Source organism: Rhizobium sp. 32-5/1, assembly GCF_029537235.1.
In the GTDB taxonomy this organism is placed as follows: Bacteria; Pseudomonadota; Alphaproteobacteria; order Rhizobiales; family Rhizobiaceae; genus Pararhizobium.
The window spans coordinates 2,187,501-2,211,276 of the sequence record NZ_CP120638.1; the positions used below are offsets into that span (position 1 = coordinate 2,187,501).

Annotated in this window: 21 protein-coding genes and 3 pseudogenes (1 of these 24 running past the window's edge); 12 read left to right on the plus strand and 12 right to left on the minus strand. The window is 61.1% G+C overall.

The window, feature by feature from the left end; translation table 11 throughout:
• From hrpB to P6U16_RS11280, 3 genes and pseudogenes are all read left to right on the plus strand, one after another.
• Nucleotides 1-1,888, plus strand: partial view of an ATP-dependent helicase HrpB gene (gene hrpB, locus P6U16_RS11270; protein WP_277703821.1) — the 3' portion only. The gene continues 575 nt to the left of window position 1, outside the view; 1,888 of the gene's 2,463 nt are visible here — the last part of the coding sequence; the start codon falls outside the window, past its left edge; its stop codon occupies nt 1,886-1,888.
• A 32-nt stretch (nt 1,889-1,920) separates the two neighbouring features.
• Nucleotides 1,921-3,225: an ActS/PrrB/RegB family redox-sensitive histidine kinase gene (locus P6U16_RS11275; protein ID WP_277700680.1), complete on the plus strand. Its 1,305-nt coding sequence runs from the start codon at nt 1,921-1,923 to the stop codon at nt 3,223-3,225.
• Nucleotides 3,226-3,358: 133 nt separating this feature from the next.
• Nucleotides 3,359-3,903, plus strand: a pseudogene (locus P6U16_RS11280) (ActR/PrrA/RegA family redox response regulator transcription factor).
• A 6-nt stretch (nt 3,904-3,909) separates the two neighbouring features.
• On the opposite strand, the gene P6U16_RS11285 reads toward P6U16_RS11280, so the two are convergent.
• A complete protein-coding gene (locus P6U16_RS11285; protein ID WP_277700681.1) occupies nt 3,910-4,443 on the minus strand; it encodes an MmcB family DNA repair protein in 534 nt (177 codons plus the stop codon).
• Between the two features lie 177 nt (nt 4,444-4,620).
• On the opposite strand from P6U16_RS11285, the gene P6U16_RS11290 reads away from it, so the two are divergent.
• The gene (locus P6U16_RS11290) at nt 4,621-5,283 is read left to right on the plus strand and encodes a L,D-transpeptidase (protein ID WP_277700682.1); all 663 of its coding nucleotides are present in this window, start codon (nt 4,621-4,623) and stop codon (nt 5,281-5,283) included.
• 810 nt (nt 5,284-6,093) lie between these two features.
• Here P6U16_RS11290 and P6U16_RS11295 read toward each other — a convergent pair.
• Together P6U16_RS11295 and P6U16_RS11300 are read right to left on the minus strand one after the other, a co-directional pair.
• The gene (locus P6U16_RS11295; RefSeq protein ID WP_277700683.1) at nt 6,094-8,256 is read right to left on the minus strand and encodes a malate synthase G; all 2,163 of its coding nucleotides are present in this window, start codon (nt 8,254-8,256) and stop codon (nt 6,094-6,096) included.
• A gap of 105 nt (nt 8,257-8,361) precedes the next feature.
• Nucleotides 8,362-10,360: pseudogene (locus P6U16_RS11300) on the minus strand (hydantoinase/oxoprolinase family protein).
• 156 nt (nt 10,361-10,516) lie between these two features.
• Between P6U16_RS11300 and P6U16_RS11305 the strand changes: the two are divergent.
• Nucleotides 10,517-11,131: a hypothetical protein gene (locus P6U16_RS11305; RefSeq protein WP_277700684.1), complete on the plus strand. Its 615-nt coding sequence runs from the start codon at nt 10,517-10,519 to the stop codon at nt 11,129-11,131.
• Here the strand turns inward: P6U16_RS11305 and P6U16_RS11310 are convergent.
• The 4 genes and pseudogenes from P6U16_RS11310 to hslV form a co-directional block, all read right to left on the minus strand.
• Nucleotides 11,128-12,078, minus strand: a complete 951-nt coding sequence (locus tag P6U16_RS11310; protein WP_277700685.1) for a DUF1402 family protein — start codon at nt 12,076-12,078, stop codon at nt 11,128-11,130. The two genes, P6U16_RS11305 and P6U16_RS11310, sit on opposite strands and share 4 nt — an antisense overlap.
• Nucleotides 12,079-12,492: 414 nt before the next feature.
• Complete coding sequence (hslU, locus tag P6U16_RS11315; protein WP_277700686.1) at nt 12,493-13,800, minus strand: ATP-dependent protease ATPase subunit HslU; 1,308 nt, start codon at nt 13,798-13,800, stop codon at nt 12,493-12,495.
• Nucleotides 13,801-13,814: 14 nt separating this feature from the next.
• Nucleotides 13,815-14,316: pseudogene (locus P6U16_RS11320) on the minus strand (GNAT family N-acetyltransferase).
• The gene (gene hslV, locus P6U16_RS11325; RefSeq protein WP_277700687.1) at nt 14,306-14,830 is read right to left on the minus strand and encodes an ATP-dependent protease subunit HslV; all 525 of its coding nucleotides are present in this window, start codon (nt 14,828-14,830) and stop codon (nt 14,306-14,308) included. The pseudogene P6U16_RS11320 and the gene hslV overlap by 11 nt, the downstream one beginning before the upstream one ends.
• Nucleotides 14,831-15,051: 221 nt before the next feature.
• Here hslV and hisB point away from each other — a divergent pair, with 221 nt between their 5' ends.
• The 7 genes from hisB to coaA are packed head-to-tail and all read left to right on the plus strand — an operon-like array spanning nt 15,052 to nt 19,692.
• The gene (gene hisB / locus P6U16_RS11330) at nt 15,052-15,660 is read left to right on the plus strand and encodes an imidazoleglycerol-phosphate dehydratase HisB (protein ID WP_277700688.1); all 609 of its coding nucleotides are present in this window, start codon (nt 15,052-15,054) and stop codon (nt 15,658-15,660) included.
• 44 nt (nt 15,661-15,704) lie between these two features.
• A complete protein-coding gene (locus tag P6U16_RS11335; RefSeq protein ID WP_277700689.1) occupies nt 15,705-16,190 on the plus strand; it encodes a DUF2628 domain-containing protein in 486 nt (161 codons plus the stop codon).
• Complete coding sequence (gene hisH / locus P6U16_RS11340; protein ID WP_277700690.1) at nt 16,190-16,840, plus strand: imidazole glycerol phosphate synthase subunit HisH; 651 nt, start codon at nt 16,190-16,192, stop codon at nt 16,838-16,840. The genes P6U16_RS11335 and hisH overlap by 1 nt, the downstream gene beginning before the upstream one ends.
• A gap of 1 nt (nt 16,841) precedes the next feature.
• The gene (hisA, locus tag P6U16_RS11345; RefSeq protein WP_277700691.1) at nt 16,842-17,585 is read left to right on the plus strand and encodes a 1-(5-phosphoribosyl)-5-[(5-phosphoribosylamino)methylideneamino]imidazole-4-carboxamide isomerase; all 744 of its coding nucleotides are present in this window, start codon (nt 16,842-16,844) and stop codon (nt 17,583-17,585) included.
• On the plus strand, nt 17,582-18,358 hold the full coding sequence (hisF, locus tag P6U16_RS11350) for an imidazole glycerol phosphate synthase subunit HisF (protein ID WP_277700692.1): 777 nt from the start codon (nt 17,582-17,584) through the stop codon (nt 18,356-18,358). Before hisA ends, hisF begins: the two co-directional genes overlap by 4 nt.
• 18 nt (nt 18,359-18,376) lie before the next feature.
• Nucleotides 18,377-18,700, plus strand: coding sequence for a phosphoribosyl-ATP diphosphatase (locus P6U16_RS11355; RefSeq protein WP_277700693.1), 324 nt, complete (start codon nt 18,377-18,379; stop codon nt 18,698-18,700).
• Nucleotides 18,697-19,692, plus strand: a complete 996-nt coding sequence (coaA, locus tag P6U16_RS11360; protein ID WP_277700694.1) for a type I pantothenate kinase — start codon at nt 18,697-18,699, stop codon at nt 19,690-19,692. Before P6U16_RS11355 ends, coaA begins: the two co-directional genes overlap by 4 nt.
• Before the next feature lie 3 nt (nt 19,693-19,695).
• On the opposite strand, the gene P6U16_RS11365 is transcribed toward coaA, so the two are convergent.
• The 5 genes from P6U16_RS11365 to P6U16_RS11385 all read right to left on the minus strand — a co-directional run bounded on the left by P6U16_RS11365 (nt 19,696) and on the right by P6U16_RS11385 (nt 23,485).
• On the minus strand, nt 19,696-20,307 hold the full coding sequence (locus tag P6U16_RS11365) for an alpha-ketoglutarate-dependent dioxygenase AlkB (RefSeq protein WP_277700695.1): 612 nt from the start codon (nt 20,305-20,307) through the stop codon (nt 19,696-19,698).
• Between the two features lie 11 nt (nt 20,308-20,318).
• Complete coding sequence (locus P6U16_RS11370) at nt 20,319-20,603, minus strand: hypothetical protein (RefSeq protein ID WP_277700696.1); 285 nt, start codon at nt 20,601-20,603, stop codon at nt 20,319-20,321.
• Between the two features lie 154 nt (nt 20,604-20,757).
• Nucleotides 20,758-21,231 carry a peptidoglycan-binding protein LysM gene (lysM, locus tag P6U16_RS11375; RefSeq protein ID WP_277700697.1) on the minus strand — a complete coding sequence of 158 codons (474 nt, stop codon included), beginning with the start codon at nt 21,229-21,231 and terminating at the stop codon, nt 20,758-20,760.
• A 95-nt stretch (nt 21,232-21,326) separates the two neighbouring features.
• Nucleotides 21,327-21,761: an alternative ribosome rescue aminoacyl-tRNA hydrolase ArfB gene (arfB, locus tag P6U16_RS11380; protein WP_277700698.1), complete on the minus strand. Its 435-nt coding sequence runs from the start codon at nt 21,759-21,761 to the stop codon at nt 21,327-21,329.
• A 113-nt stretch (nt 21,762-21,874) separates the two neighbouring features.
• Nucleotides 21,875-23,485 (minus strand): phosphoenolpyruvate carboxykinase, encoded by a 1,611-nt coding sequence (locus P6U16_RS11385; protein ID WP_277700699.1) that lies wholly within the window; start codon nt 23,483-23,485, stop codon nt 21,875-21,877.
• Nucleotides 23,486-23,776: the final 291 nt, after the last annotated feature.

Below are 23,776 nucleotides of genomic sequence, written 5' to 3' on the forward strand. Positions count from 1 at the left end.
TCAGGACCGGTCCACCAGCGAGCGCATAGAAGATGCCGTGACGCGGGCGATCGTCGATGCTCACCGCAACGAGGAAGGCTCGATCCTCGCCTTCCTGCCAGGGCAGGCGGAAATCACCCGCACCGTCGAGCGGCTGGAAGGCCGCTTCGATGCCGATACGATGATCACGCCGCTTTATGGCAATCTCAGCCAGAAGGAACAGGACGCGGCCATCCGGCCGGCGCCTGCCGGCAAGCGCAAGATTGTGCTGGCCACCTCGATTGCCGAGACCTCGATTACCATCGACGGCGTGCGCATCGTCATCGACAGCGGACTTCAACGCCTGCCTGCGTTTGAGGCTTCGACCGGCATAACCCGGCTGGAGACTGTGCGTGTCTCGCGTGCATCGGCGGACCAGCGCGCCGGGCGCGCCGGGCGCACGGAGCCGGGAATGGCGATCCGCCTGTGGCATGCCGGACAGACGGCCGCCTTGCCTGCCTTTACGCCGCCGCAGATGCTGGCGAGCGATCTTTCGAGTCTGGCGCTCGACATGGCGCATTGGGGCGTGACCGACCCGGCGCAACTTGCCTTTCTCGACCAGCCGCCGGACGCCACCTGGCAGGAGTCGCAGGCCCTGCTGCGCCAACTCGGTGCGCTCGACAAAAACGGCGCCCTGACGCCGCGCGGAAAGCAGATCCGGGCACTCGCCCTGCCACCGCGACTGGCGGCCATGGCGGTGACCGCCGCAGCGGAAGGTCATGCCGAAGAGGCCTGCCTGCTGGCCGTGCTTCTGACCGAACAGGGGCTGGGCGGCGGCAGCATCGACCTCGAGGACCGCCTGCGCCGTTTCCGTACCGAGCGTGGCGACCGGGCCGAAGCCTCGCGCGGCCTTGCCCGGCGCATGGCCCGCGACTTGAAGCCGGCGATACGGGAAGACACGCCGCTGCAGCCGGGCATTCTGCTGATGTGGGCTTTTCCCGACCGGATCGCGTTGCAGCGTGGCGGTCGTGGACGTTTTGTCATGGCCAATGGCCGTGGCGCAGAACTCCCGGAGACCGAGCGTCTGGCCGGCGCCTCGATGCTGGTCATTGCCGACCTCACCGGGCGGGCCGGCGGACAACGCATTCTCGCCGCCGCCGAAATCAGCCGCGCCGATGTCGAGGCCTATATGCCGGACGCGATCAAGCGTGAGGATCAGACGACATTTGACCGGCCAAGCCGGCAGGTGCGGGCACGTCGCGTCACGCGGCTCGGGGCCATTCTGTTCGACGAGACGCCGCTGCCACGGCCAAGGGGCGAAGCATCGGCGAGAGCCCTGGCCGAGGGCGTTCGCCAGCTTGGTCTTTCGAGCCTGCCGTTTTCCAAGGAGGCAACGCAGTTGCGGGACCGGATCGGCTTTCTGTTCCGGACGCTGGGGGAGCCCTGGCCTGATATGTCGGACGCGGCGTTGCTTTCCGGCCTCGAGGACTGGTTCGTGCCTTACCAGCATGAGACGCGCGGCCTTGACGACGTGACACCGTCCAGCCTTTCAGAAGGTTTTCTGGCGCTCGTTCCGCACGCGGTGAGCCGCGATCTGGGGCGGCTCGCGCCGACGCATTTTGAAGCGCCGACGGGCCAGCGGCATCCGATCCGCTATGACGGCGAGGAACCGGTGCTGGCAATCCGGGTGCAGGAACTGTTCGGTTTGAAGACGCACCCGTCGATCGGCGGCGGTCGCCTGCCGCTGCTGCTGGAGCTGGTGTCACCGGGGCAACGGCCGATCCAGACGACGCGCGACCTGCCGGGTTTCTGGGCCGGCTCCTGGAAAGACGTGCGGGCCGACATGCGTGGACGCTATCCAAGGCATCCGTGGCCGGAGGACCCGGCCAATGCCGCGCCGACGACACGCGCCAAGCCGCGTGGTACATGACTGAAGCAATGACGGCAGGTGGAGACGATGGAATGACCATGGCGGTGCTTGAAGAGGACGACTCGACAAAGAACCGGACATTGCGACTGCAGACGCTGATCCGGTTGCGCTGGCTGGCAGTCGGCGGGCAATCGACCGCGGTCATTACCATCGGGTTCTGGCTGCAGTTTCCCTTGCCGCTCATCGCCTGCTGCGCGTTGATTGCGGCCCTTGCCTGGCTCAACGTCTATCTGACGGTCCGTTATCCGCCGTCGCACCGGTTGAAACCGCCGGCAGCCTTCGTGCTGCTCGGGCTCGACCTGATGCAGCTGACGGCCTTGCTGTTCATCACCGGCGGGCTTGCCAATCCATTCGCGCCGCTGGTCTGCGTGCCCGTGATCATCTCGTCGGCCTCGCAACCGAAGCGCTTGAGCATCGCGCTGGCGCTGGCGGCCATCCTCGGCATTACCGCACTTGCCTTTTCACCCTTTCCTCTGCCCTGGTATCCCGGTGTCGTGCTTCTGGTGCCGCCGGTGCTGACGGCAGGCTTCTGGTTCGCGATTGTCTCGACCACGGCCTTTGCCGCCTTCTACACCTATCGCGTCTCGCTTGAGGCAAGCGAGCTTTCGGACGCCTTGACGGCGACAGAGCTGGTGCTGCAGCGGGAGAAGCATCTCTCCCAACTTGATGGCCTTGCAGCCGCGGCCGCCCATGAACTCGGGACACCGCTTGCGACGATCAGCATCGTTGCCAAGGAGATGGAGCGCGAACTCGGCGATGATCCGCGCTTCGGTGAGGACGTGCACCTCTTGCGCAGCCAGAGCGAGCGCTGCCGCGATATCCTGCGGCGCCTGACGACGCTCTCCTCCGAAAACGAAGCGCATATGCGGCATCTGCCCCTATCCTCGCTGATCGAGGAGGTCATGGCGCCGCATCGCGAATTCGGCATCCGCATCAATCTCGTCGAAATCGGCGAACGCAATACCGAGCCGGTCGGCAATCGCAATGCCGGCATTCTCTACGGGCTTGGCAATCTGCTCGAAAATGCCGTCGATTATGCCAAGTCCGAGGTGACAGTCACCGTTCGGCATACGCCCGAGACGGTAACCGTGACCATAGAGGACGATGGGGACGGTTATGCGCCGGACGTTCTGAGCCGGATCGGCGAGCCCTATGTGACCAAACGCCAGAAGGACGACAGCGCCGGCGGCCTCGGGCTTGGGCTGTTCATCGCCAAGACGCTGCTGGAACGATCAGGTGCCAAGCTCTCTTTCGAAAATGGTGGTCCGGACAAGCCGGGCGCTCGTATCAACGTCGAATGGCCGCGGCATCTGATGGACACGAAACTGACAAAATGACTTTACGGCCTGCGTTGAACGTCGGATAAGCGGCCCTAGCTGAACAGAAGAAACGGCGATAAAATCGCCATGGATCGCGAAAATGTCGGAAAAACCCACAAGTTCATCTGCCGTCGATGGCAATGATGTGAAAATGGATGCCAGCGCCATCGGTCCGGATACGTCGCTGCTGCTGGTGGACGATGACGCGCCGTTCCTGCGCCGTCTCGCACGCGCCATGGAAGCGCGCGGTTTTTCGGTCGAGATTGCCGAATCCGTAGCCGAAGGCATTGCCAAGACCAAGACGCGTCCCCCGAAACACGCCGTCATCGACCTGCGGCTGGGGGACGGCAGCGGCCTCGACGTGATCGAGGCAATCCGCGCCCGGCGCGACGACACCCGCATCATCATGCTGACCGGCTATGGCAACATCGCGACGGCGGTGAATGCGGTGAAACTTGGTGCGGTCGATTACCTTGCAAAGCCGGCTGACGCCGATGATATCTTCGCCGCCCTTGTGCAGCGGGCCGGGAACGGGCAGAGCCGCCGGAAAACCCGATGTCGGCCGACCGGGTTCGTTGGGAGCATATCCAGCGCGTCTATGAAATGTGCGAGCGCAATGTGTCGGAGACCGCACGCCGGCTCAACATGCACCGCCGGACCCTGCAGCGGATCCTGGCCAAGCGGGCGCCGAAGTAACGCGCTCTATCCTTTGTCGTCGAGCGCGCCAGAGACGATCGCCCTCATCGAGGCATCCATGTCGCCCTTGCGATCGGCTGCCCATTCCGCCAGCATCAGCCTCTGGGCGGCGACCCTTGCGAAGATCAGCGAAACCGATTTTCGTGTCGGCGCCGGCAGCCGGTGTTCCGGCGCATCGCGGATCAGTTCGGCGGCATAACCGTCCGAGACGATCAGGCCGCAATCTTCCGGGAAGATATCGAGCGGCACGCCCGGATGGGTGGCGAAGAACAGGCGGTCGGAATGCAGCCTGTAATCAGGCCATTTGCGGTCCACCCTGAAGTCCTCGATCGAGGTTTTGATCTCGACGATCCAGACCTCGCCTTTCGGGGACAGGGATGCGAGATCCGCCCGTCGGCCGCTGGCGAGCGTCAGTTCCGGCAAAACCGCGTGCCGCAATTCGTGCAGGAAGCGCTGCGTTCCCCGGCGCACCATCATGGCGCGCTGGGACTGGCGCCCATCGATCAGCGGGTTGTCATTGTGGATAGAGAGAATCGCCATGCCGGAAGTCTGGCACAGGGGCGGTTTTGTTGCAAAAACAATCCAGCGAGATTTTGCAAGCTCCAGCGAAAATGCTGCAACGCATTCCCTTGCAATCAAGGGGCCGATCGAAAATAAACCATCATTACTGATGGTCGAATCGACCCAGCTATTCCTTGCAGAAATTAAGAGAACCCCATGCGCATTCGCAATGCCCTTCTGCTGTGCAGCCTCGCGGCAACCCTCATCCTGTCCGGCTGCTCCACGTCGCCCATCAGTCCCGTCGGTGAAACAGTCGCCACCAACCAGATCTTCTCGAATGGTTACGGCGCCGTCGAAGATCACGGCTATGCGCTGCCGGCTATCCCGATCTCCAGGGTCAACGAACGCTTCCATCGCCAGATCGTCGATTACGCTACGAAGGAAAAGCCCGGTACGATCATCGTCAACACGCCGAACCGCTTCCTCTATTTCGTGCTGCCGCGCGGCAAGGCCGTGCGCTACGGTATCGGCGTCGGCAAGTCCGGCTTCGCGTGGGAAGGCAAGGCCTATGTCGCCTGGAAGCAGGAATGGCCGACCTGGCACCCGCCGAAGGAAATGGCGGAGCGCAAGCCGGATGTCGCGCAATATGTCGAGGCCGGCATGGGTCCAGGCCTGCGCAACCCCCTCGGGGCCCGCGCCATGTACCTCTTCAACGACGAAGGCAAGGATACCTTGTTCCGCATCCATGGTTCGCCTGAATGGGCCTCGATCGGTACTGCCGCTTCCTCGGGCTGCATCCGCATGATCAACCAGGACATCATCGATCTCTATGCCCGCGTTCGGCCGGGCAAGAACACCCGGGTCATCGTCCAGCAGTAACGGACGGCCCCTCTTGCCGCAAACGCTTCCATCCACGCGCGGAGCTTCCGCCGTGGGTTGAATGCTGGTTCGGCCGGGGCACGACACATGCCTCAGGTTATAGATAGTAAGGTAACACGCGCCGTGCCCCGTTTCGGTGTCTTTTGCCGCGCTTCTCAGGTTCTTCTGCGCTTTCGTCCTTTTGAGACGAAAGCCTCCAATGCCCCAGCCCGACCTCTTACCGCCCGGCCTTTCAATGAGGCGGAGCATTGCCCTGGACCGTCTTTCAACGGCGGGGCATGCCCGGCACGCCTGGACCATCCAAATGTCCGGAGGAGAACCGCCTTTCATGCAGCCCCGGTCTCAAGCGGGCGTTCCGCCATCCCCCAGGGGCACCGGTCCCGCCTCGCCGGCAACGCTCATCCGGTGTATCCGATGGCGGGACGAGGCCATTGTAAGCACAGGTGACAAGCGCGGGGATTTGCGGGGATGATATTTTTCGGGAGCGGGCGGATCGGTCACAACGAGGCGGCAGGCCGTTGGGGCTTGGTCATGGATCCTCGGGTCAAGCCCGAGAATGACGGAGGGTGAGGACGATGTCGCGAGAGCAACTGGCTCTGTCGGCCAAGGGGTTATTGTCCCAAATCTCCCAGCTCGTCGTCCTCGGGCCTGACCCGAGGATCCATTCGCAGGCATCATGGGCAGATGGCGGGCACCAACCTCTGTCGGTACCCGACATCTCCCCCTCAAGGGGAGATTGACCGCAAATTTCCTGCGTCCCTAACTTCAAGTCTGCGGGAAAAGAATGATTGCCCTTGAGGGCAAGGGCAATCAGCTCCCCCGCCGTTGTTTCAGTTCCAGCCGGCGGCGGTGCAGGACCGGTTCGGTGTAGCCGTTTGGCTGCCGGCGGCCCTCGAGAACGAGTTCAACGGCGGCCTGGAAAGCAATGGAGCCGTCGAAATTGCCAGCCATCGGCGCATAGAGCGGATCGCCGGCATTCTGGCCATCGACCACGGCCGCCATCCGGCGCATCGTCTCGATGATCTGCGATTTTGTCACCACGCCGTGGTGCAGCCAGTTGGCCATATGCTGGGCGGAAATGCGCAGCGTGGCCCGATCCTCCATCAGGCCGACATTGTTGATATCAGGCACCTTGGAGCAACCGACGCCCTGATCGACCCAGCGGACGACATAACCGAGGATGCCCTGCGCGTTGTTGTCGAGTTCGCGCTGGATTTCCTCTGCCGTCCAATTGGGACGCGATGCGACCGGAACGGACAGAATGTCGCTCAGCTTTGCCCGCGGCCGGCTTTTCAGCGTGGTCTGAACCGCGGCGACGTCGACCTTGTGATAATGCGTGGCATGCAGCGTCGCTGCCGTCGGCGACGGGACCCAGGCCGTATTGGCACCAGCCTTGGGATGTCCGATCTTCTGCTCCAGCATTGCGGCCATAAGGTCGGGCATGGCCCACATGCCCTTGCCGATCTGGGCATGGCCGGCAAGCCCGCATTCCAGGCCGATATCGACGTTCCAATTTTCGTAAGCCGCGATCCAAGCCGCCTGCTTCATATCGCCCTTGCGGATCATCGGGCCGGCTTCCATCGAGGTGTGCATCTCGTCGCCGGTGCGATCGAGGAAACCGGTGTTGATGAAGACGACGCGCTCGCGGGCAGCACGGATGCACGCCTTGAGGTTGACGGTGGTGCGCCGCTCCTCGTCCATGATGCCCATCTTGATGGTGTTTTCCATCATGCCGATCGCCTGCTCGACGCGGGCGAAGATTTCGCTGGCAAAGGCAACCTCTTCCGGGCCGTGCATCTTCGGCTTGACGACATACATCGAGCCCTCGCGGGAATTCATCCGCCGGCCATTGGCGCCGATATCGTGCAGCGCGATCAGCCCGGTGATCATCGCATCCATGATGCCTTCCGGAACCTCGTTTCCGTGACGATCGAGAATGGCCGGATTGGTCATGAGGTGGCCGACATTGCGCACCAGCATCAGCGAACGGCACTTGACCTCGAAGGGCGAGCCATCAGGCGCCGTATAGGTAAAGTCACTGTAGAGCTTGCGTTCAACCGTCTCGCCACGCTTCTGGACGTTTTCCTTCAGGTCGCCCTTCATCAGGCCCAGCCAGTTGCGATAGACGAGGATCTTGTCTTCGGCATCGACGGCCGCGACCGAATCCTCGCAATCCATGATCGTCGTCAGCGCGGCTTCCATATTGACGCCGGCAATGCCGGCGGGATCGGTCTTGCCGATCTCCCATTCGCGATTGAGAATGATTTCGATGCCGAGGCCATTGTTCTTGAGAAGCAGGTGGCGCCAGCCCTCGTGCTCCGCATGGCCAGCATATTGCTCCGGGTGCTTCAGCGAAACGGCGCGGTCGCCCGTCGCCAGACGCAGTTTGGCACCGGCTTCGATATCGGTGATATCGGCCCAGCGGGCGCCGTCGAGCGGTGCGGCCGCGTCGAGGAAGGCCTTTGCCCAAGCGACCACCTTTTCGCCGCGGACAGGATTGTAGTTCTTGCCCTTTTCCGCACCATCCGTTTCCGGGATCACATCCGTTCCGTAGAGCGCGTCATAGAGCGATCCCCAGCGGGCATTGGCAGCATTCAGCGCATAGCGGGCATTCATGACCGGGACGACCAGTTGCGGGCCGGCAATCGTTGCGATTTCCGAATCGACATTGGCCGTCGAGACCGCGAAATCAGGCCCCTCGGGCAAAAGATAGCCGATCTCCCGAAGGAAGGTCTCATAGGCCTGCATGTTGATCGGCGCGCCGTTCTGGCGGTACCAGACATCGAGCTTTTCCTGCAGCGCATCGCGCTTTTCCAGCAGGGCCCGGTTCCTTGGCGTAAGATCATGGATAAGGGCGGCAAAGTCGGCGAAGAAACGCCCGGCGTCGACGCCCGTGCCGGGCAGCGCTTCTTCAACGAGAAACGCATGCAGCGCCGTGTCGATCTTCAGTCCGTTCGTTTCGGTCCAGGCCATGTCAAACTCCTGCTATTGGTACGGTAATGTTGCGGCAGTTTCTCACGGTTTCATTTCCCGTCAACCGCGCGAAAATAGGAATGATTCTTTCCATAATGGAAACAATCACCCATGGGCAACACGTGGCCGGCCACTGGCGGAGGCGATGAAACGGGCCTCGACGAGCTTACGACTGCCCTCGATCGTCGGCGCGTCGATCTCCTCGCGGATCGTCACCACCGGGTCCGCGGCGCCGTTTGCGCGGGCTGACTGAAGAGCGCCCGTCTCCGCCCGATCGCGGGCCTCGGCAAAGGCCAGCGTTTCGTCCAGGAAGCGTCCGCTTGGTCCGGCGCCGTTGACGATGAAGATGCCCTCTTCCGGCGTCGTCACGAAAACCGTGATCGATGTGCGGACCTGCCCGACGACGGCACCGACGGCATTGGCAACGCCGGCATCCTCCGGGATGGACGATTGCGCGCCGAGCATGTCTGCGATAGCCGGGTAATAAACCGGGGCCGAGGCCCCAAGCCCGATCAACGGCCGGTCGAGTGCCAGCGAAAACCCGACGATACCCGGCGAGCGCTTCAGTGCCCGATCCACCGCCAGCGACACGGCCGGATCGATCGCCGCACCGTCTTCCGCCAGGCAAGCAGACAGGATGACCTCCGCCGACTGCCGCGTCAGGCGCTCGACGATCATTGTGGAGAGTTCCTCCGGCGAGGCGGCGATCGGGCGGCCCTGGCCGTCCTTGATCCGGGCGGCAAGGGCTGCCCCCAGTCGCGCCGCCTGCGCATTCCACTGCCCCTGCCGGCCAAGCACGTGCATGGCGTCCGATGGTGTCAGTCCGCAGATATGCACCAGTCCGCGCGACACCAGCCGATCGAGCGTCGCCTTTTGCGGCATGCTGGTGAGGAGAATATCGAGCGCCTCCGGTACCGTCCCGATCCGATCATAGAGCGCCAACTCCTGCGGCTGCAGGCCACGCCAGATGATCCGGCAAGCCGGTGCGCACGGCAAGCCGCCCATCATGGCGACCGAGATGTGAGGCGCGCAGCTGTCGTTCCAGAACTGCGATGACCGCATCGGGATGGTGCGTGGCCGCAAGGCTCAGGGGCAGAAAGCGGCGCGGGCCGAGATCGATCCTGGCGTTAAGGCCACGCTCGTTGATGCGGACCTCGGAATCGCCGCCGAGCCCGAAGGTGCGCATGGCAACCGCCTCGACCATGGTGCGGAAGCCGCCGACGACAGCGCCTTCGGAATCAAGCCGCGGCTTTCCCTTGTCGAGTACGGCAACATCGGTGGTGGTGCCGCCGATATCGGAGACGACGGCATCGTCGAGACCCGTCAAATGCCGCGCACCGACCAGGCTTGCGGCCGGTCCCGACAGGATCGTCTCGATCGGCCGCAGCCGCGCCTCGTCTGCCGAGATCAGCGCGCCATCGCCCCGCACGACCATCATCGGCACATGGATGCCACGCGAAGCGAGGAAGCCTTCGCAGGCGCCGATCAACCGGTCGAGCATAGAGACCAACCGCGCATTGAGCAGCGTCGTCAGGGCCCGGCGCGGCCCTCCGAGCTTCGAGGACAGTTCGTGGCTGCAAGTCACCGGTAGATGCGAGACTTCGCGGATGCGATCGCGAACCCTTTGCTCATGGGCCGGATTGCGCACGGCGAAGTAGCCCGCGACTGCGAAGGAGGAGACCTGAGTGCTCAGTTCCGGCAGGGCCGCGTCGAGCGCCGTCATGTCGAGCGGCGTTTCGCCGCCATGCACATTGTGGCCACCGGGCAGGAAGATCACCGGATCGGAACCGAGCGCTTCCGCCAGGCCATCGCGCTTCAGGTCTTCCGGGCCAAAACCGATCATCACCAGACCGGCGCGACCGCCCTGTCCTTCCACCAGCGCGTTGGTGGCAAGCGTCGTCGACAGAGACACAAGGGTGATGGCCGATGGGGAAACACGGGCCTGCTCCAGCACCGATTCGACCGCACCGGCGATACCGATTGCCAGATCGTGACGCGTCGTCAGGGATTTCGCCTTGGCGACGACGCCATCCGTTTCGCTGAAGAGAACGGCATCCGTATAGGTGCCGCCGGTATCGATGCCGAGGAGAAGATGTGCAGTCAAGGAAACGTCCATTTAAAAAACACGGCTGAACGGCGCCGGCGAACCGGCTTCAAGAAACATGCGTCCGGTGATATGACATCTTTCGGCGAAAGACCATTGCCACAAGAACAGGAAGACAGGCTGGAAGCGACATCCGGCGGAAAAGGAACGATGCGAATGCGAGTGAATATCCGGATGATCGCAAGGCTCTTGATCCTTCCGCTTTCCCTTGGACTTCCTTTGAGTGCTCAGGCACAGGACAGCGACGAGGAGGAATACAAGCCGGAGCTTCCGGATGTCGCGATCTACAAGGCGATGCTCGACGCCAACAAGCAGACGGGCTGGGTGCAGTTCCGGGAGTATGGCGACAAGCAGCTGATCTACTTCAGCGGGTTGCAGGTGATGCATTGCCGGCTGTCCGAGATCCGCTATTCGGTCAACAGCGATTCACTGGACAAGCGCTTTCCGCTGGGTGCCTGCGATCCGCAACTGCCCTTCAATCTGCCTTCGGACAACACCAACGAATATGTCTACATCTCGCTGGCAGCACAGGAAGCGCAGACGATTGCCGTCCAGGTGGTCTGGGATGACGGCGCCGGCAGCGAGATCATCGTCTACAAGCCCTGCGACAATGTCGGCGATGCCAGCTGCGCCCGGATCAAGACAATCAAGAAGCCGAAGAAACAGTTGCTGGAGCCTGGTATCTCCGATTCGCCGATCCGCTCGACCCAGACCGCGCCGCGCGGCAAGACTTTCAACGAGCCGACACCCTCAACGGCAGCCCGCCCCTAGAGCAGGCCGCGCAATTCGGCGAGCTTGTCGTTCACCAGCCAGCCATAATAGTTCTCTTCCGGCCAGCGGAATTCGCCGCCATTGTTCTTCGCAGCAAGGGCCGCCGCGCGCTGGTCCGGATTGCCGACATTGTAGAGCGTCGCGGTGATGCCGGGATTGCTTGAGATGTCGATGCCCGCGATCGAACGATAGGCATCAATCGAATGACGGATGGATGCCGCCATATAGGTCAGCGAAATATCCGGATCCATGATCGCCTTGTAGACGCCGTTTGCATCGTTTGCATCCAAACGCTCATAGCCAGAAACACGGGCAACCATGTCGGTTAGCATCAGCGCCGTCAGAGGATTGATCTGGCCGAGGCCGAAGGTCTGCCCGGCATAGAAGGGCTGGAAGAATACGGCGCTGAACCGGTTGTTCGGGAAAGACGTGCCACCCACCGACTTGCCGCGGAACTGGCGGTCCCAGATGTTTTCGCGGCAGCTCCAGAGAGCATAGGAATTCTTCTTTGAGGCACAGTTCGAAAATTGCGGACGGGCGACGAAATCGTCGATCGTTTCGTCTTCATAGCCAAACCGGAAGCTGTCTCCCGCATAGGCGGCGGCCTTGACGTAATAGGACTGCAGACGATCATAGGCATCGACATTGTAGGTATGCTCACCGACGATCGCACCGACCATGTGGATCGGATCGATGCCGTATGCGCGGGCGATCGACTTGATCTTGCCGATCAACTGGCGGTCGGTGGCCAGAAGATTGCGCACCTTCTCATATTTCGCATCGAAGGAGGTACGCCCTGCCTTTGTACGGCGCACCGAGGCGCCGGGGATATCCGGCTGCTCCTGGAAACGATTGCCTTCCGGCACTGCGCGCCCGCCAGCGGCCAGGACCGGACCACCGGTGACAAGCATCGCGGCAACGAGAAGCATGGAGACGATAGGGCGCACGGTGTGTTTCCTGTAAACCTGTGGGCTGAATGCGCGGCGACGCATGGGGCAAAATCGTGTCGGAATCATGCCCGAGACGGACGAAGGCATATCTTGTGAAGCAGACGCAGACAAGAAGGGCACTCGACCGCTGGACGTAATTTGGGGTGCGGAGGAATTCCTCGATACGGCTGTTTCGCTGGGGGCCAACCCCACTCTCCGTCATCCTCGGGTTTGACCCGAGGATCTGGTTTAGCAACTGATTTGGCGAAAAATTCACATTATAACAATGCGTTATGCGACGCTCCTATGGATTCTCGGGTCAAGCCCGAGGATGACGGGGGCAGGGGTATCGTCCGCGCAAAACTGCGGCTTCCACCTGCCGCCGACCAAGATGCTCGACGGCAAGCTTTACCCATCCACTTGGATAGCCGCTTACAGAATATAGCGCGACAGGTCGGTATTGGCAGCAAGATCGCCGACGTGCTTCTTTACGTACGCGGCATCGATCGTTAGCGCCTCGCCAGATTTGTCGGGTGCGGCGAAAGAGATCTCGTCGAGGACCCGTTCCATTACCGTTTGCAGCCGCCGTGCGCCGATGTTTTCGACGCTGGTGTTGAGCTTGACGGCAACATCGGCCAAAGCATCGAGCGCGTCCTCGGTAAAGTCGAGATTGACGCCCTCGGTTTCCAGCAGCGCCTTGTACTGGCGGATCAGGCTGACCTCGGTTTCGGTCAGAATCCGGCGGAAGTCCTCCTTGGTCAGCGCCTTCAGTTCGACGCGGATCGGCAGGCGTCCCTGAAGCTCGGGCAGCAGATCCGAGGGTTTCGAAACGTGGAAGGCGCCGGATGCGATGAACAGGATATGGTCGGTTTTCACTGGACCATACTTAGTCGCAACCGTCGTGCCTTCGACCAGCGGCAGCAGGTCTCGCTGTACACCTTCGCGCGACACGCCAGCCCCCATGCCGCCATCGCGCGCGGCGATCTTGTCGATTTCGTCAAGGAAGACGATGCCGTCATTTTCGGCCGAGCGGACTGCTTCGCGCTGAATCTCGTCATTGTCGAGCAGCTTGTCGGATTCGTCGTTGATCAGGATGGCGTAGCTCTCCTTAACGGTGGTGCGCACTTTCTTGGTGCGCGGCCCCATCGCCTTGCCGAACATTTCCGACAGATTGAGCACGCCGATATTGGCGCCGGGCATGCCAGGGATCTCGAAGCCGCCGCCGGGGGTGGCGGTATCGGCGATCTCGACATCGATTTCCTTGTCATCAAGCTCGTTGGCACGCAGTTTCTTGCGGAAACTGTCGCGGGTCGCCGGCGAGGCGGTGGCGCCGACCAGCGCATCAAGAACCCGCTCCTCAGCATTCAGATGCGCCTTGGCCTTGACGTCGGCGCGCTTCTTTTCGCGAACCAGACCGATGCCGACCTCGACCAGATCGCGGATGATCTGCTCGACATCGCGGCCGACATAGCCGACTTCGGTGAATTTCGTCGCCTCGACCTTGATGAAAGGCGCGCCGGCGAGCTTTGCCAGACGGCGCGAAATTTCCGTCTTGCCGACGCCGGTCGGTCCGATCATCAGGATGTTCTTGGGCATGACTTCGTCGCGCAGCTCGTCATTCAGCTGCTGACGGCGCCAGCGGTTGCGCAGCGCAATCGCCACGGCACGCTTGGCGTCGTGCTGGCCGATGATGAACCGGTCGAGCTCCGAGACGATTTCGCGAGGTGAAAATGTGGTCATGGGAAATCCGTTCTTTAAGGCTTGTCCAGCACCATGAAATGGGCGGGACCGTAGATGGAATGGCGCGTCTCCAAAAGCAGAAACCCGCTTTCTCGTAGGCGCGAATGGCTTGCGCATTGGCCGGATCGGGATCGATCACGATGCGCCTTGCACCGCTGGCGAAGAGCTCGGCGCAGAACTGGCGGATGATGGCACTGCCATGACCTTTGCCCGGCAGGTCGGGATTGCCAATCGAGATATCGATACCAAGCGTGCCTTGCGGCTGGTCGCGATAGGGGTGGCCGTCTTCCAGATGCGGATCGTAGCTCTGCAGATAGGCGATCGGTATTCCGTCCAACTCAACGATCAGCGGGCGCGTCTCGATACTATCCATCGCCGCAGCAATGCTTTCCAGTTCTTCCTCGGATCGCCCCACCATTTTGCGACGTGCGGCTCTGCCAGCCAAAGGCCAAGCATGGGAAAATCTTCCCGGCGCACGTCGCGAAATCTATAGCGGGGCGGGTCCTCAGGCTGCATCGAGCGTTTCGACGACGATATTGCCATTGGTGTAGACGCAGATGTCGCTAGCAATCTCCATTGCCCTGCGTGCGATCTCTTCCGCCGTCTTGTCGGTGTCCATCAGCGCCCGGGCCGCCGCAAAGGCATAGTTGCCGCCCGAACCGATGGCGATCGTGCCATGTTCCGGCTCAAGCACGTCGCCATTGCCGGTGATCGCCAGCGTGATCGACTTGTCGGCGACCAGCATCATCGCTTCGAGATTGCGCAGATACTTGTTGGTGCGCCAATCCTTGGCAAGCTCGACGGCGGCGCGCATCAACTGATCGGGATACTGTTCGAGCTTGGCTTCGAGCCGCTCCAGCAAAGTAAAGGCATCGGCCGTGGCGCCGGCAAATCCGGCAACGACCTCGCCCTTGCCGAGGCGGCGCACCTTGCGGGCGTTGCCCTTCATTACGGTCTGGCCCAGGCTCACCTGGCCATCGCCCGCCATCACCACCTGCCCGCCCTTCCGGACAGTAATAATCGTTGTCATGAAACCCTGCCTGCCCGGATGCCGGGCGCTTTTAAGGAGCCGTACATCGGCCCTGTTGACGACTATGTAAGTGCGCTTTTTACGATTGCAAATAGCCCCGGTTCACTCCCCCTCATGCCTGATCCTGGATCGTTTCGCATCCAAGAGAATCATGGCGGCAGTTCTGGATATTTCATCCACCGCCTGATATGGAGCGGCTCTGTCACATTCTGGAGAACCTGATGGCCGACCAGCAGTCAAGCCGCAGCGCAAACGTTTCGCGCAAGACGAATGAAACGTCGGTGACCGTATCCGTCAATATCGACGGCACCGGCGCCTCGACGATTTCGACCGGCGTCGGCTTTTTCGACCATATGCTCGATCATCTCTCCCGGCATTCGCTGATCGACATGGACATCAAGGCCGATGGCGATCTGTATGTCGACGACCACCACACGGTGGAAGACGTCGGCATCGTGATCGGCCAGGCGCTGTCCAAGGCCCTGGGCGACCGGCGCGGCATCACGCGCTATGCCTCGATCGATCTGGCCATGGACGAGACGATGACCAAGGCGGCCGTCGATGTTTCCGGTCGGCCGTTCCTCGTCTGGAACGTCGCCTTCTCGGCGCCGAAAATCGGCACCTTCGATACCGAACTGGTGCGTGAGTTCTTCCAGGCGCTGGCCCAGCATGCCGGCATCACGCTGCATGTGCAGAACATCTACGGCGCCAACAACCATCATATCGCCGAGACCTGCTTCAAGGCCGTTGCGCGTGCTTTGCGCAGCGCGACAGAGATCGATCCGCGCCAGGCAGGCCGTGTTCCCTCGACCAAGGGCACGCTGGTCTGAACCGGATTGCCTGAAACTGCGTTTAGGGAAAGTCGGCTGACACCATGTCCGTTTCCTATCTGGTTCTGACACCGCCCGGCACAGCCGGAAATGACGAGAAGGCCCGCTTTGTCGCGGATCGCTTCGCGTGGCTTGGCTTCGTCTTCCCCGCCATCTGGCTGCTGATCCAGCGGCAATGGGTGGCAGGGGTCGTCGTCTTCGGTCTGCAGCTTGCGCTCGGGTTTGCATCCGCCGTGCCGCATCTCTTCCTCGCAAGCCTTCTCCTGGAGCTGGCGCTTCGCCTGCTTGTCGCCTTAGAAGGGCCTGCTTTCGTGGCTGACAGACTGGCGGCTTCAGGCTGGACCTTGCGTGCGGTCATCCCGGCTGACGACCCGACGACGGCGGAGATGATGTATTTTCACGCGGCCGAACCGACGGGGCATCAAACGCCGATGCCCGTTGTTGCATTGCCGGAACTGGCAGGCGGCGCGACCGCCCGCACCCATACCCGTCCCGGCTTTGGCCTGTTCGGCTCCTACGGAGAACGCTGATGCGCGTCGCCATAATCGACTACGGATCGGGCAATCTGCGCTCGGCCACTAAGGCCTTCGAGCGCGCCGTGCGTGAGGCCGGTTTGAATGCCGAAATCGAACTAACCGACAGACCGGACCGGGTGGCCAGTGCCGACCGTATCGTCCTTCCGGGTGTTGGCGCCTATGCCGATTGCCGCCGCGGGCTCGATGCCGTCGACGGCATGCATGAGGCGCTGACGGAAGCGGTCGAAAAGACAGCGCGGCCATTTCTCGGCATCTGCGTCGGCATGCAGCTGATGTCCTCGCGCGGCCTTGAAAAGACGACGACGAAAGGGTTTGGCTGGATCAAGGGCGATGTGATCGAAATGATGCCCTCCGACCCGGACCTCAAGATCCCCCAGATCGGCTGGAATACGCTCGACCTTCACCAACCGCATCCGCTGTTTGATGGCATCAAGACCGGACCTGACGGGCTGCACGCCTATTTCGTGCATTCCTATCATCTGGCCGTGGAAAACCCGGACGAACTGGTGGCGACGACATCCTATGGCGGCGCGATGACGGCCTTTGTCGCCAAGGACAATACGGCCGGCGCGCAATTCCACCCGGAAAAGAGCCAGACGCTCGGTCTCGCCTTGATCACGAATTTCCTGCACTGGACGCCATGACATGATCCTTTTTCCCGCAATCGACCTGAAGGACGGCCAGTGCGTGCGCCTCAAGCTCGGCGACATGGACCAGGCAACCGTCTACAATCCCGACCCGGCCGACCAGGCGAAAGCCTTTGAGAACCAAGGCTTCGAGTGGCTGCATGTCGTTGACCTCAACGGCGCCTTTGCCGGCGAGACCGTGAACGGTGCCGCGGTTGACGCAATCCTCAAGGCTACGAAGAACCCGGTTCAGCTTGGCGGCGGTATCCGCACGCTGGCCCATATCGAAAACTGGCTGTCGCGCGGGCTTTCCCGCGTCATTCTCGGTACCGTTGCCGTGCGCGATCCGGCTCTGGTGATCGAGGCCTGCCGTCTCTTCCCCGGCAAGGTCGCCGTCGGCATCGATGCCAAGGGTGGCAAGGTCGCGGTCGAGGGCTGGGCGGAAGCCTCGGAACTCGGCATTGTTGAACTCGCCCGGAAATTCGAGGGTGCCGGCGTTGCCGCGATCATCTACACCGATATCGATCGCGACGGGATTCTGACCGGCATCAACTGGGCCTCGACGCTGGAACTGGCCGACGCCGTTTCCATTCCCGTCATCGCCTCGGGCGGCCTCGCCTCCATGGATGATATTCGCCGCATGATGGAACCGGATGCAGCAAAGCTCGAAGGTGCCATTTCCGGGCGCGCACTTTATGATGGCCGGATTGATCCCACGGAGGCGCTGGCGCTTCTGCGCCAGGCGAAAGGAAAAGCGGCATGACCCTGAAAGCCCGCGTCATCCCCTGCCTGGACGTCAAAGACGGACGTGTCGTCAAGGGGATCAACTTCGTCGACCTGATTGATGCCGGGGATCCGGTGGAATCGGCCAAGGCCTATGATGCGGCCGGTGCCGACGAGCTGTGTTTCCTCGACATTACTGCCTCCTCCGACAATCGCGACACGATTTTCGATGTGGTTGCCCGGACGGCGGATCATTGTTTCATGCCGCTGACGGTGGGTGGCGGGATTCGCCAGATTGCCGATATCCGCAAATTGCTGCTTGCCGGCGCCGACAAGGTCTCGATCAATTCGGCAGCTGTGAAGAACCCGGACTTCGTTGCTGAAGCCGCCGACAAGTTCGGCAACCAGTGCATCGTCGTCTCGATCGACGCCAAAAAGGTATCCGGCGTGGGCGAAAACGACCGCTGGGAAATCTTCACCCATGGTGGTCGTCAACCGACGGGGATCGATGCCGTCGAGTTTGCGCAGCGCATGGTGAAGCTCGGAGCCGGCGAATTGCTGGTGACCTCGATGGACCGTGACGGCACGAAGAGCGGCTACGATATCGCGCTGACGCGCACCATCGCCGATTCGGTTCGTGTGCCTGTCATCGCATCCGGCGGCGTCGGCACGCTGGACGATCTGGTTGCAGGCGTGAGGGACGCGCATGCAACGGCGGTTCTGGCTGCCTCGATCTTCCATTTTGGAATCTATAGCATCGGGCAAGCCAAGCGCTACATGGCCGACCACGGCATTGCCATGCGTCTCGACTGACGCTGAAAAGGACGCCTAATGAGTGATTTCACCCTATCGGATCTCGAGGAGATCGTTGCAGAACGCGCCAAGGCGTCGCCCGACGAATCCTGGACGGCAAAGCTCGTGGCGCAGGGCCAGGCACGCGCTGCGAAGAAACTGGGCGAGGAAGCCGTCGAGACGGTGATCGCCGCCATTGGCAACGATCGCGCGGAGCTTGTGACAGAGAGTGCCGACCTCCTCTATCACCTGATGGTCGTATTGAAAATTGCCGGCATCCCGTTGCATGATGTGATGAGCGAACTTGCAAAGCGGACCGCCCAGTCCGGACTTCAGGAAAAGGCGAACCGGAAGAGTTCATGACGATCGTCGCAAAAGACCTTGAACCGGCCGATATTCCGGATCATTTCGGAAACAAGGACTACTCGCCCTACCGCTTCTTCTCGGCGGACGAGTGGTCAAAATTCAGGGCCGATACGCCGCTGACGCTGACGGCCGACGAGGTGCAGCGGTTGCGCTCGCTGAACGACCCGATCGATCTCAGCGAAGTGCGCCGCATCTATCTGTCGCTGTCGCGACTGCTTTCGGCCCATGTCGAATCCTCGCAGCTTCTGTTTGCGCAACGCCAGCGGTTTCTCTCGATGCCGGAGGAGGTGAAAACACCCTTCGTTATCGGCATTGCCGGATCGGTCGCCGTCGGCAAATCCACCACTGCGCGTATCCTTGCCGAACTTCTCTCCCGCTGGCCATCGAGCCCGAAGGTTGATCTCGTGACGACCGACGGGTTCCTCTATCCGAATGCCGTGCTGCAGCGTGAAAACATCATGGATCGCAAGGGGTTCCCCGAAAGCTATGACATCGGCGCGCTGTTGCGGTTCCTGTCGGCGATCAAGGCGGGCCAGCCTTATGTGAAGGCGCCCTCCTACTCGCACCTGACCTATGACGTGCTGCCCGACAAGTTCAAGATCGTCGATCGACCCGATATCCTGATTTTCGAGGGTATCAACGTGCTGCAATCGCGCAATCTGCCGGCCGATGGCAAGATCGTGCCGATGGTTTCGGATTTCTTCGACTTCTCTATCTATATCGATGCAGAGGAAAGCCTGATCCACAGCTGGTACGTCAACCGCTTCATGCACCTGCGGCAGACAGCCTTCAAGGATCCGGACTCCTTCTTCAAGCGCTATGCGCAGATCAGCGAAGACGAAGCCCTGACCATTGCGGAGGGGTTGTGGCACAATATCAATCTAAAAAATCTGCGCCAGAACATCCTGCCGACCCGTCCGAGGGCGGACCTCATCCTGCAGAAGGGCGAGAATCATCTGACGGAAACGGTTGCGCTGCGCAAACTTTAAGGATCAGAGCGTGACGCGGCGTAGCGTCAGGTTGATACGTCCGCCATTCTTCAGAAGTGTTGATGTCGACGGGTAGATCTTGTCGACGCCGTGGAAACACAGGCGCCCCTCTCCGCCCAGCACAACGATATCGCCACTCGACAGCTTGAACGACAGCGTGCGCCCGCCCCGTTCATTGCCACCGACGCGGAACAGGCAGGTATCGCCGAGCGAGATCGACAGCACCGGTGTCTGAAGATCCTGCTCGTCGCGGTCCTGATGCAGGCCCATGCGAGCGTCATCGGTGTAGAAATTCACAAGACAGGCTTCCGGCGGCTTTCCACTGCCGCAGACCGTCGTCCAGATGTTCATGAGTTCGTCCGGCATTGGCGGCCAGGGTTTCCCAGTTACCGGATGTTCCGCCTGGTAGCGATAGCCGCGCTGTTTATCGGTGATCCAGCCAAGCGAACCGCAGTTGGTCATGCGCACCGACATCGGTTTGCCGGTTTTGGGCATTTCGGGCACGAAGAGAGGCGCTTGCAAAACGACCTTGCGGATCGTTTCGACCAGCGCCTCTTGCCGATCGCGATCGAGAAAGCCCGGCAGATGCCTGATACCCTTGGGCAGGACCTGCATGACCGTCCCTTCTATTCCAGGCCCAGAACGGCGGGCGGCGCACCGAAGCGTTCCGCCCAGTCCAGATAGGTGACATCCGTCGGGCCGACCACGTGCTCGACCAGATTCCACCGCCCCGACTGGAAGCGTAGCAAGGCAAAGACCGTGAGCCCATCCATCATATCCGCCCCATCGGCAAAACTCGTCTCCTCGATATCGATCGCTTCGCCACCCGGACGTTGCGGATCGACCTGGACGAAAGCCCACTTCGGCGTAGTGCGCAAGACGCTGACGACGAACTCGACCGGTCCGCGCATCTCGGATTCCACCGCGGGTCGCAAGGCGTCGAGAACCGCCGCCGCTCCGCGGAGCCTTTTGCCGGCTCATGGACCGTTTGCGCCGCGGCAAAACCCGCCCATGCGATCAGGAAGACCGCACCGAAAACCCGTAAAAACTGCTTCATGGAAGCGCTCATGCTTCCTCGATATCCGGAATGCGCAGGACCTGACCTGGGTAGATCTTGTCAGGATGGGTCAGCATGGGTTTGTTGGCATCGAAGATTGCGGTGTTCTTTGCGCCCTTGCCCTTGCCATACTGGGCCTCGGCAATCTTCCAGAGATTGTCGCCCTTCTTGACCGTGTAGAACACAGGATCTTTTGCCGCGACAGGCGCCTCGGCAGCATCCGCAACCTTCAGCTCGGAGGCTTCGACTTTCGATATTCCCAGCGTATTACCGACCGCGATGACGGCTTTTTCGAAAACGGACTGGTCCTTGACGACACCGGTCAAAACAACCTTGTCATCGACGACGGCAACGTCCACCTTGTCGGTGCCGAGGTCATGGGATGCCAGTTCCTTTTTTACTGCCTCGACATCAGGCGCATCGTCGTCGCCACCAATTCCGAGCTTCTTGCCGGCGTTTTTGATAAAGCTGAAAAGGCCCATCGCACATCTCCCTTGACGTTTTTGTCTCGGCCTAAAAGAGGGCAGTTGGTAGCAAAAGACAAGGCACTCATCGCAAACTTGTCGTCTCAATCGCTTCAATCGCCATCCGGTCGTCCGCGCATTTTCTTGATCTCGCCGCGCCCGGTCTTGGCCTTCAGGCGCCGTTCGATCGATCCCTTCGTCGGCTTGGTTTTTCGCCGCGGCGGCGGCGGCGGTTCGGCCGCCTTCAGGATCAGCTCCTTCAACCGCTCCCGCGCATCCTCGCGGTTGCGCTCCTGACTGCGGAACCGCGACGCCTCGATCATCAAGACGCCATCCTTGGAGACCTTGCGGCCGGCGAGCTTGATGGCATTGTCACGCACGCGTTCCGGCAGTGCGGGAGAGGCTGCGATACCGTAAAACAATTGTACCGCGGTCGAGACCTTGTTGACGTTCTGTCCGCCGGGGCCACCGGCCAGCACGAATTGCTCCGTCAGCTCCCAGCCGGCGATGACGATGCGGTCGTTGATGTAAAGCGGATCACTGGCCATCACTGTCTTCCTTTGACAGCGTCTATCTCACAGGACGCGCGCGTTGAAAACGCCACGACGCAAAAACCCGGCTATAGAGCCGGGTTTCACGTGAATCATCGCCTTCGATGCTTCTATTCAGCGGCAATCTTCAGGCCGGGAGCAGCATCGCGCACGCTGCCATCGACATGGCTTTCGAACTTGGCGAAATTGCCGACGAACATATCGACCAGCTTGCGCGCCTGGGCGTCATAAGCAGAAGCATCGCTCCAGGTGGAACGTGGATCGAGGATAGAATCAGCGACGCCAGCGACCGCAACGGGAACGGCAAAGCCGAAATTCGCATCCGTGCGGAATTCGGCACTCTTCAGCGACCCGTCCAGAGCGGCGGCCAGAAGCGCCCGCGTGGCCTTGATCGGCATGCGGTTGCCGGTGCCGTAGGCGCCGCCGGTCCAGCCGGTGTTGACCAGCCAGCAGGTGACGTCGTGGCGTGCGATCAGTTCCTTCAGCAGATTGCCGTATTCCGATGGATGACGCGGCATGAACGGCGCGCCGAAGCAGGTCGAGAAGGTCGCCTCGGGCTCCGTCACGCCCTTTTCCGTGCCGGCCACCTTGGCAGTGTAGCCGGACAGGAAGTGATACATCGCCTGTTCAGGGGTCAGTTGTGCGATTGGCGGCAGCACGCCGAAGGCATCGGCCGTCAGCATGATGATCGTCTTCGGATGGCCGGCCTTGCCGCTTTCACTGGCATTCGGGATGAAATCCAGCGGATAGGCACAGCGTGTGTTTTCGGTCAGGGAGCCGTCATTGAAGTCCGGAACACGATCCCCATCGAGGATGACGTTTTCCAGCACTGTGCCGAAACGACGGGTGGTTGCGAAAATTTCCGGCTCGGCTTCGGCCGAGAGACGGATGGTCTTGGCGTAGCAACCGCCTTCAAAATTGAAGATGCCGTCTTCACCCCAGCCATGTTCGTCATCGCCGATCAACGTGCGCTTCGGATCGGCCGAAAGCGTCGTCTTGCCGGTACCGGACAGCCCGAAGAACACGGCCGAATCACCAGCCGGCCCAACATTGGCCGAGCAGTGCATCGGCATGACGCCCTTTTCCGGCAGCAGGTAGTTGAGCGCGGTAAAGACCGACTTCTTCATTTCGCCGGCGTAGGAGGTGCCGGCGATGAGCACGAGCCCATTGACCAGGTCGCAGGCAATCACGGTTTCAGTGCGGCAACCATGACGGGTCGGATCCGCCTTGAAGCTCGGCAGGTCGATGATCGTCAGCTTCGGCGAAAATGTGGCCAATGCGTCGCGTTCCGGACGGATCAGGAGATTGCGGATAAACAGCGAATGCCAGGCGAATTCGGTGACGACACGGGTCGGCAGCGCATTGACGGCATCGGCACCGCCGATCAGGTCCTGAACATAGAGCGACATCCCCTCGGCGTGGGCCAGCATGTCGGTATGCAGAACGGCAAAGTGTTCAGGCGACATTTCCTTGTTGTTGTCCCACCAAATCTGGCCGGAGGTCGTTGCGTCACGGACGACGAACTTGTCCTTGGCAGAGCGACCGGTGTGCTGCCCTGTCAGGGCCCGAAGTGCACCCTGGGCGGTAAGCTGCGCTTCGCCGCGTCGCAGCGCTTCCTCGTAGAGTTCGGCCGTGCCGAAATTGTAGCGGACCGTATCGAAAGCCTTGAACCCAACGGATTCCAGCCCAAGTGCCGGGTTGCGAATACCAAGTTCTTTCATGGTTCAGCTTTCCTTCCCAATTTTGCCAAAAGGCCTTTGAATTTTTCGGACCATAAAAGCGGAATATCTAAAACACAAGATTGCAGATTAAAAAATGTAATAATTTCAGTATATTAATCGATTTAAAGAAAAATATCGCTTTTTTAATCGGTTGAAATTGCCGCTCCAAACGTCATATTCGACAGGAAGAATCGGGTTTCCCGGGTGCGGAAGATTTTTGGTGTTTTACTTCGCCACAATTTGTTCCACCTTTATACTCAAGAAGCGCTTGGACTGGCGGCAGACGCCTGG

Excerpts from the sequence above, each read along its gene's own strand:
- P6U16_RS11275 (WP_277700680.1), top strand. The coding sequence starts at position 1,921 with ATGACCATGGCGGTGCTTGAAGAGGACGACTCGACAAAGAACCGGACA.
- P6U16_RS11285 (WP_277700681.1), bottom strand. The coding sequence starts at position 4,443 with ATGGCGATTCTCTCTATCCACAATGACAACCCGCTGATCGATGGGCGC.
- P6U16_RS11290 (WP_277700682.1), top strand. The coding sequence starts at position 4,621 with ATGCGCATTCGCAATGCCCTTCTGCTGTGCAGCCTCGCGGCAACCCTC.
- P6U16_RS11295 (WP_277700683.1), bottom strand. The coding sequence starts at position 8,256 with ATGGCCTGGACCGAAACGAACGGACTGAAGATCGACACGGCGCTGCAT.
- P6U16_RS11305 (WP_277700684.1), top strand. The coding sequence starts at position 10,517 with ATGCGAGTGAATATCCGGATGATCGCAAGGCTCTTGATCCTTCCGCTT.
- hslU (WP_277700686.1), bottom strand. The coding sequence starts at position 13,800 with ATGACCACATTTTCACCTCGCGAAATCGTCTCGGAGCTCGACCGGTTC.
- hslV (WP_277700687.1), bottom strand. The coding sequence starts at position 14,830 with ATGACAACGATTATTACTGTCCGGAAGGGCGGGCAGGTGGTGATGGCG.
- hisB (WP_277700688.1), top strand. The coding sequence starts at position 15,052 with ATGGCCGACCAGCAGTCAAGCCGCAGCGCAAACGTTTCGCGCAAGACG.
- P6U16_RS11335 (WP_277700689.1), top strand. The coding sequence starts at position 15,705 with ATGTCCGTTTCCTATCTGGTTCTGACACCGCCCGGCACAGCCGGAAAT.
- hisH (WP_277700690.1), top strand. The coding sequence starts at position 16,190 with ATGCGCGTCGCCATAATCGACTACGGATCGGGCAATCTGCGCTCGGCC.
- hisA (WP_277700691.1), top strand. The coding sequence starts at position 16,842 with ATGATCCTTTTTCCCGCAATCGACCTGAAGGACGGCCAGTGCGTGCGC.
- hisF (WP_277700692.1), top strand. The coding sequence starts at position 17,582 with ATGACCCTGAAAGCCCGCGTCATCCCCTGCCTGGACGTCAAAGACGGA.
- P6U16_RS11355 (WP_277700693.1), top strand. The coding sequence starts at position 18,377 with ATGAGTGATTTCACCCTATCGGATCTCGAGGAGATCGTTGCAGAACGC.
- coaA (WP_277700694.1), top strand. The coding sequence starts at position 18,697 with ATGACGATCGTCGCAAAAGACCTTGAACCGGCCGATATTCCGGATCAT.
- P6U16_RS11365 (WP_277700695.1), bottom strand. The coding sequence starts at position 20,307 with ATGCAGGTCCTGCCCAAGGGTATCAGGCATCTGCCGGGCTTTCTCGAT.
- P6U16_RS11370 (WP_277700696.1), bottom strand. The coding sequence starts at position 20,603 with ATGCGCGGACCGGTCGAGTTCGTCGTCAGCGTCTTGCGCACTACGCCG.
- lysM (WP_277700697.1), bottom strand. The coding sequence starts at position 21,231 with ATGGGCCTTTTCAGCTTTATCAAAAACGCCGGCAAGAAGCTCGGAATT.
- arfB (WP_277700698.1), bottom strand. The coding sequence starts at position 21,761 with ATGGCCAGTGATCCGCTTTACATCAACGACCGCATCGTCATCGCCGGC.
- P6U16_RS11385 (WP_277700699.1), bottom strand. The coding sequence starts at position 23,485 with ATGAAAGAACTTGGTATTCGCAACCCGGCACTTGGGCTGGAATCCGTT.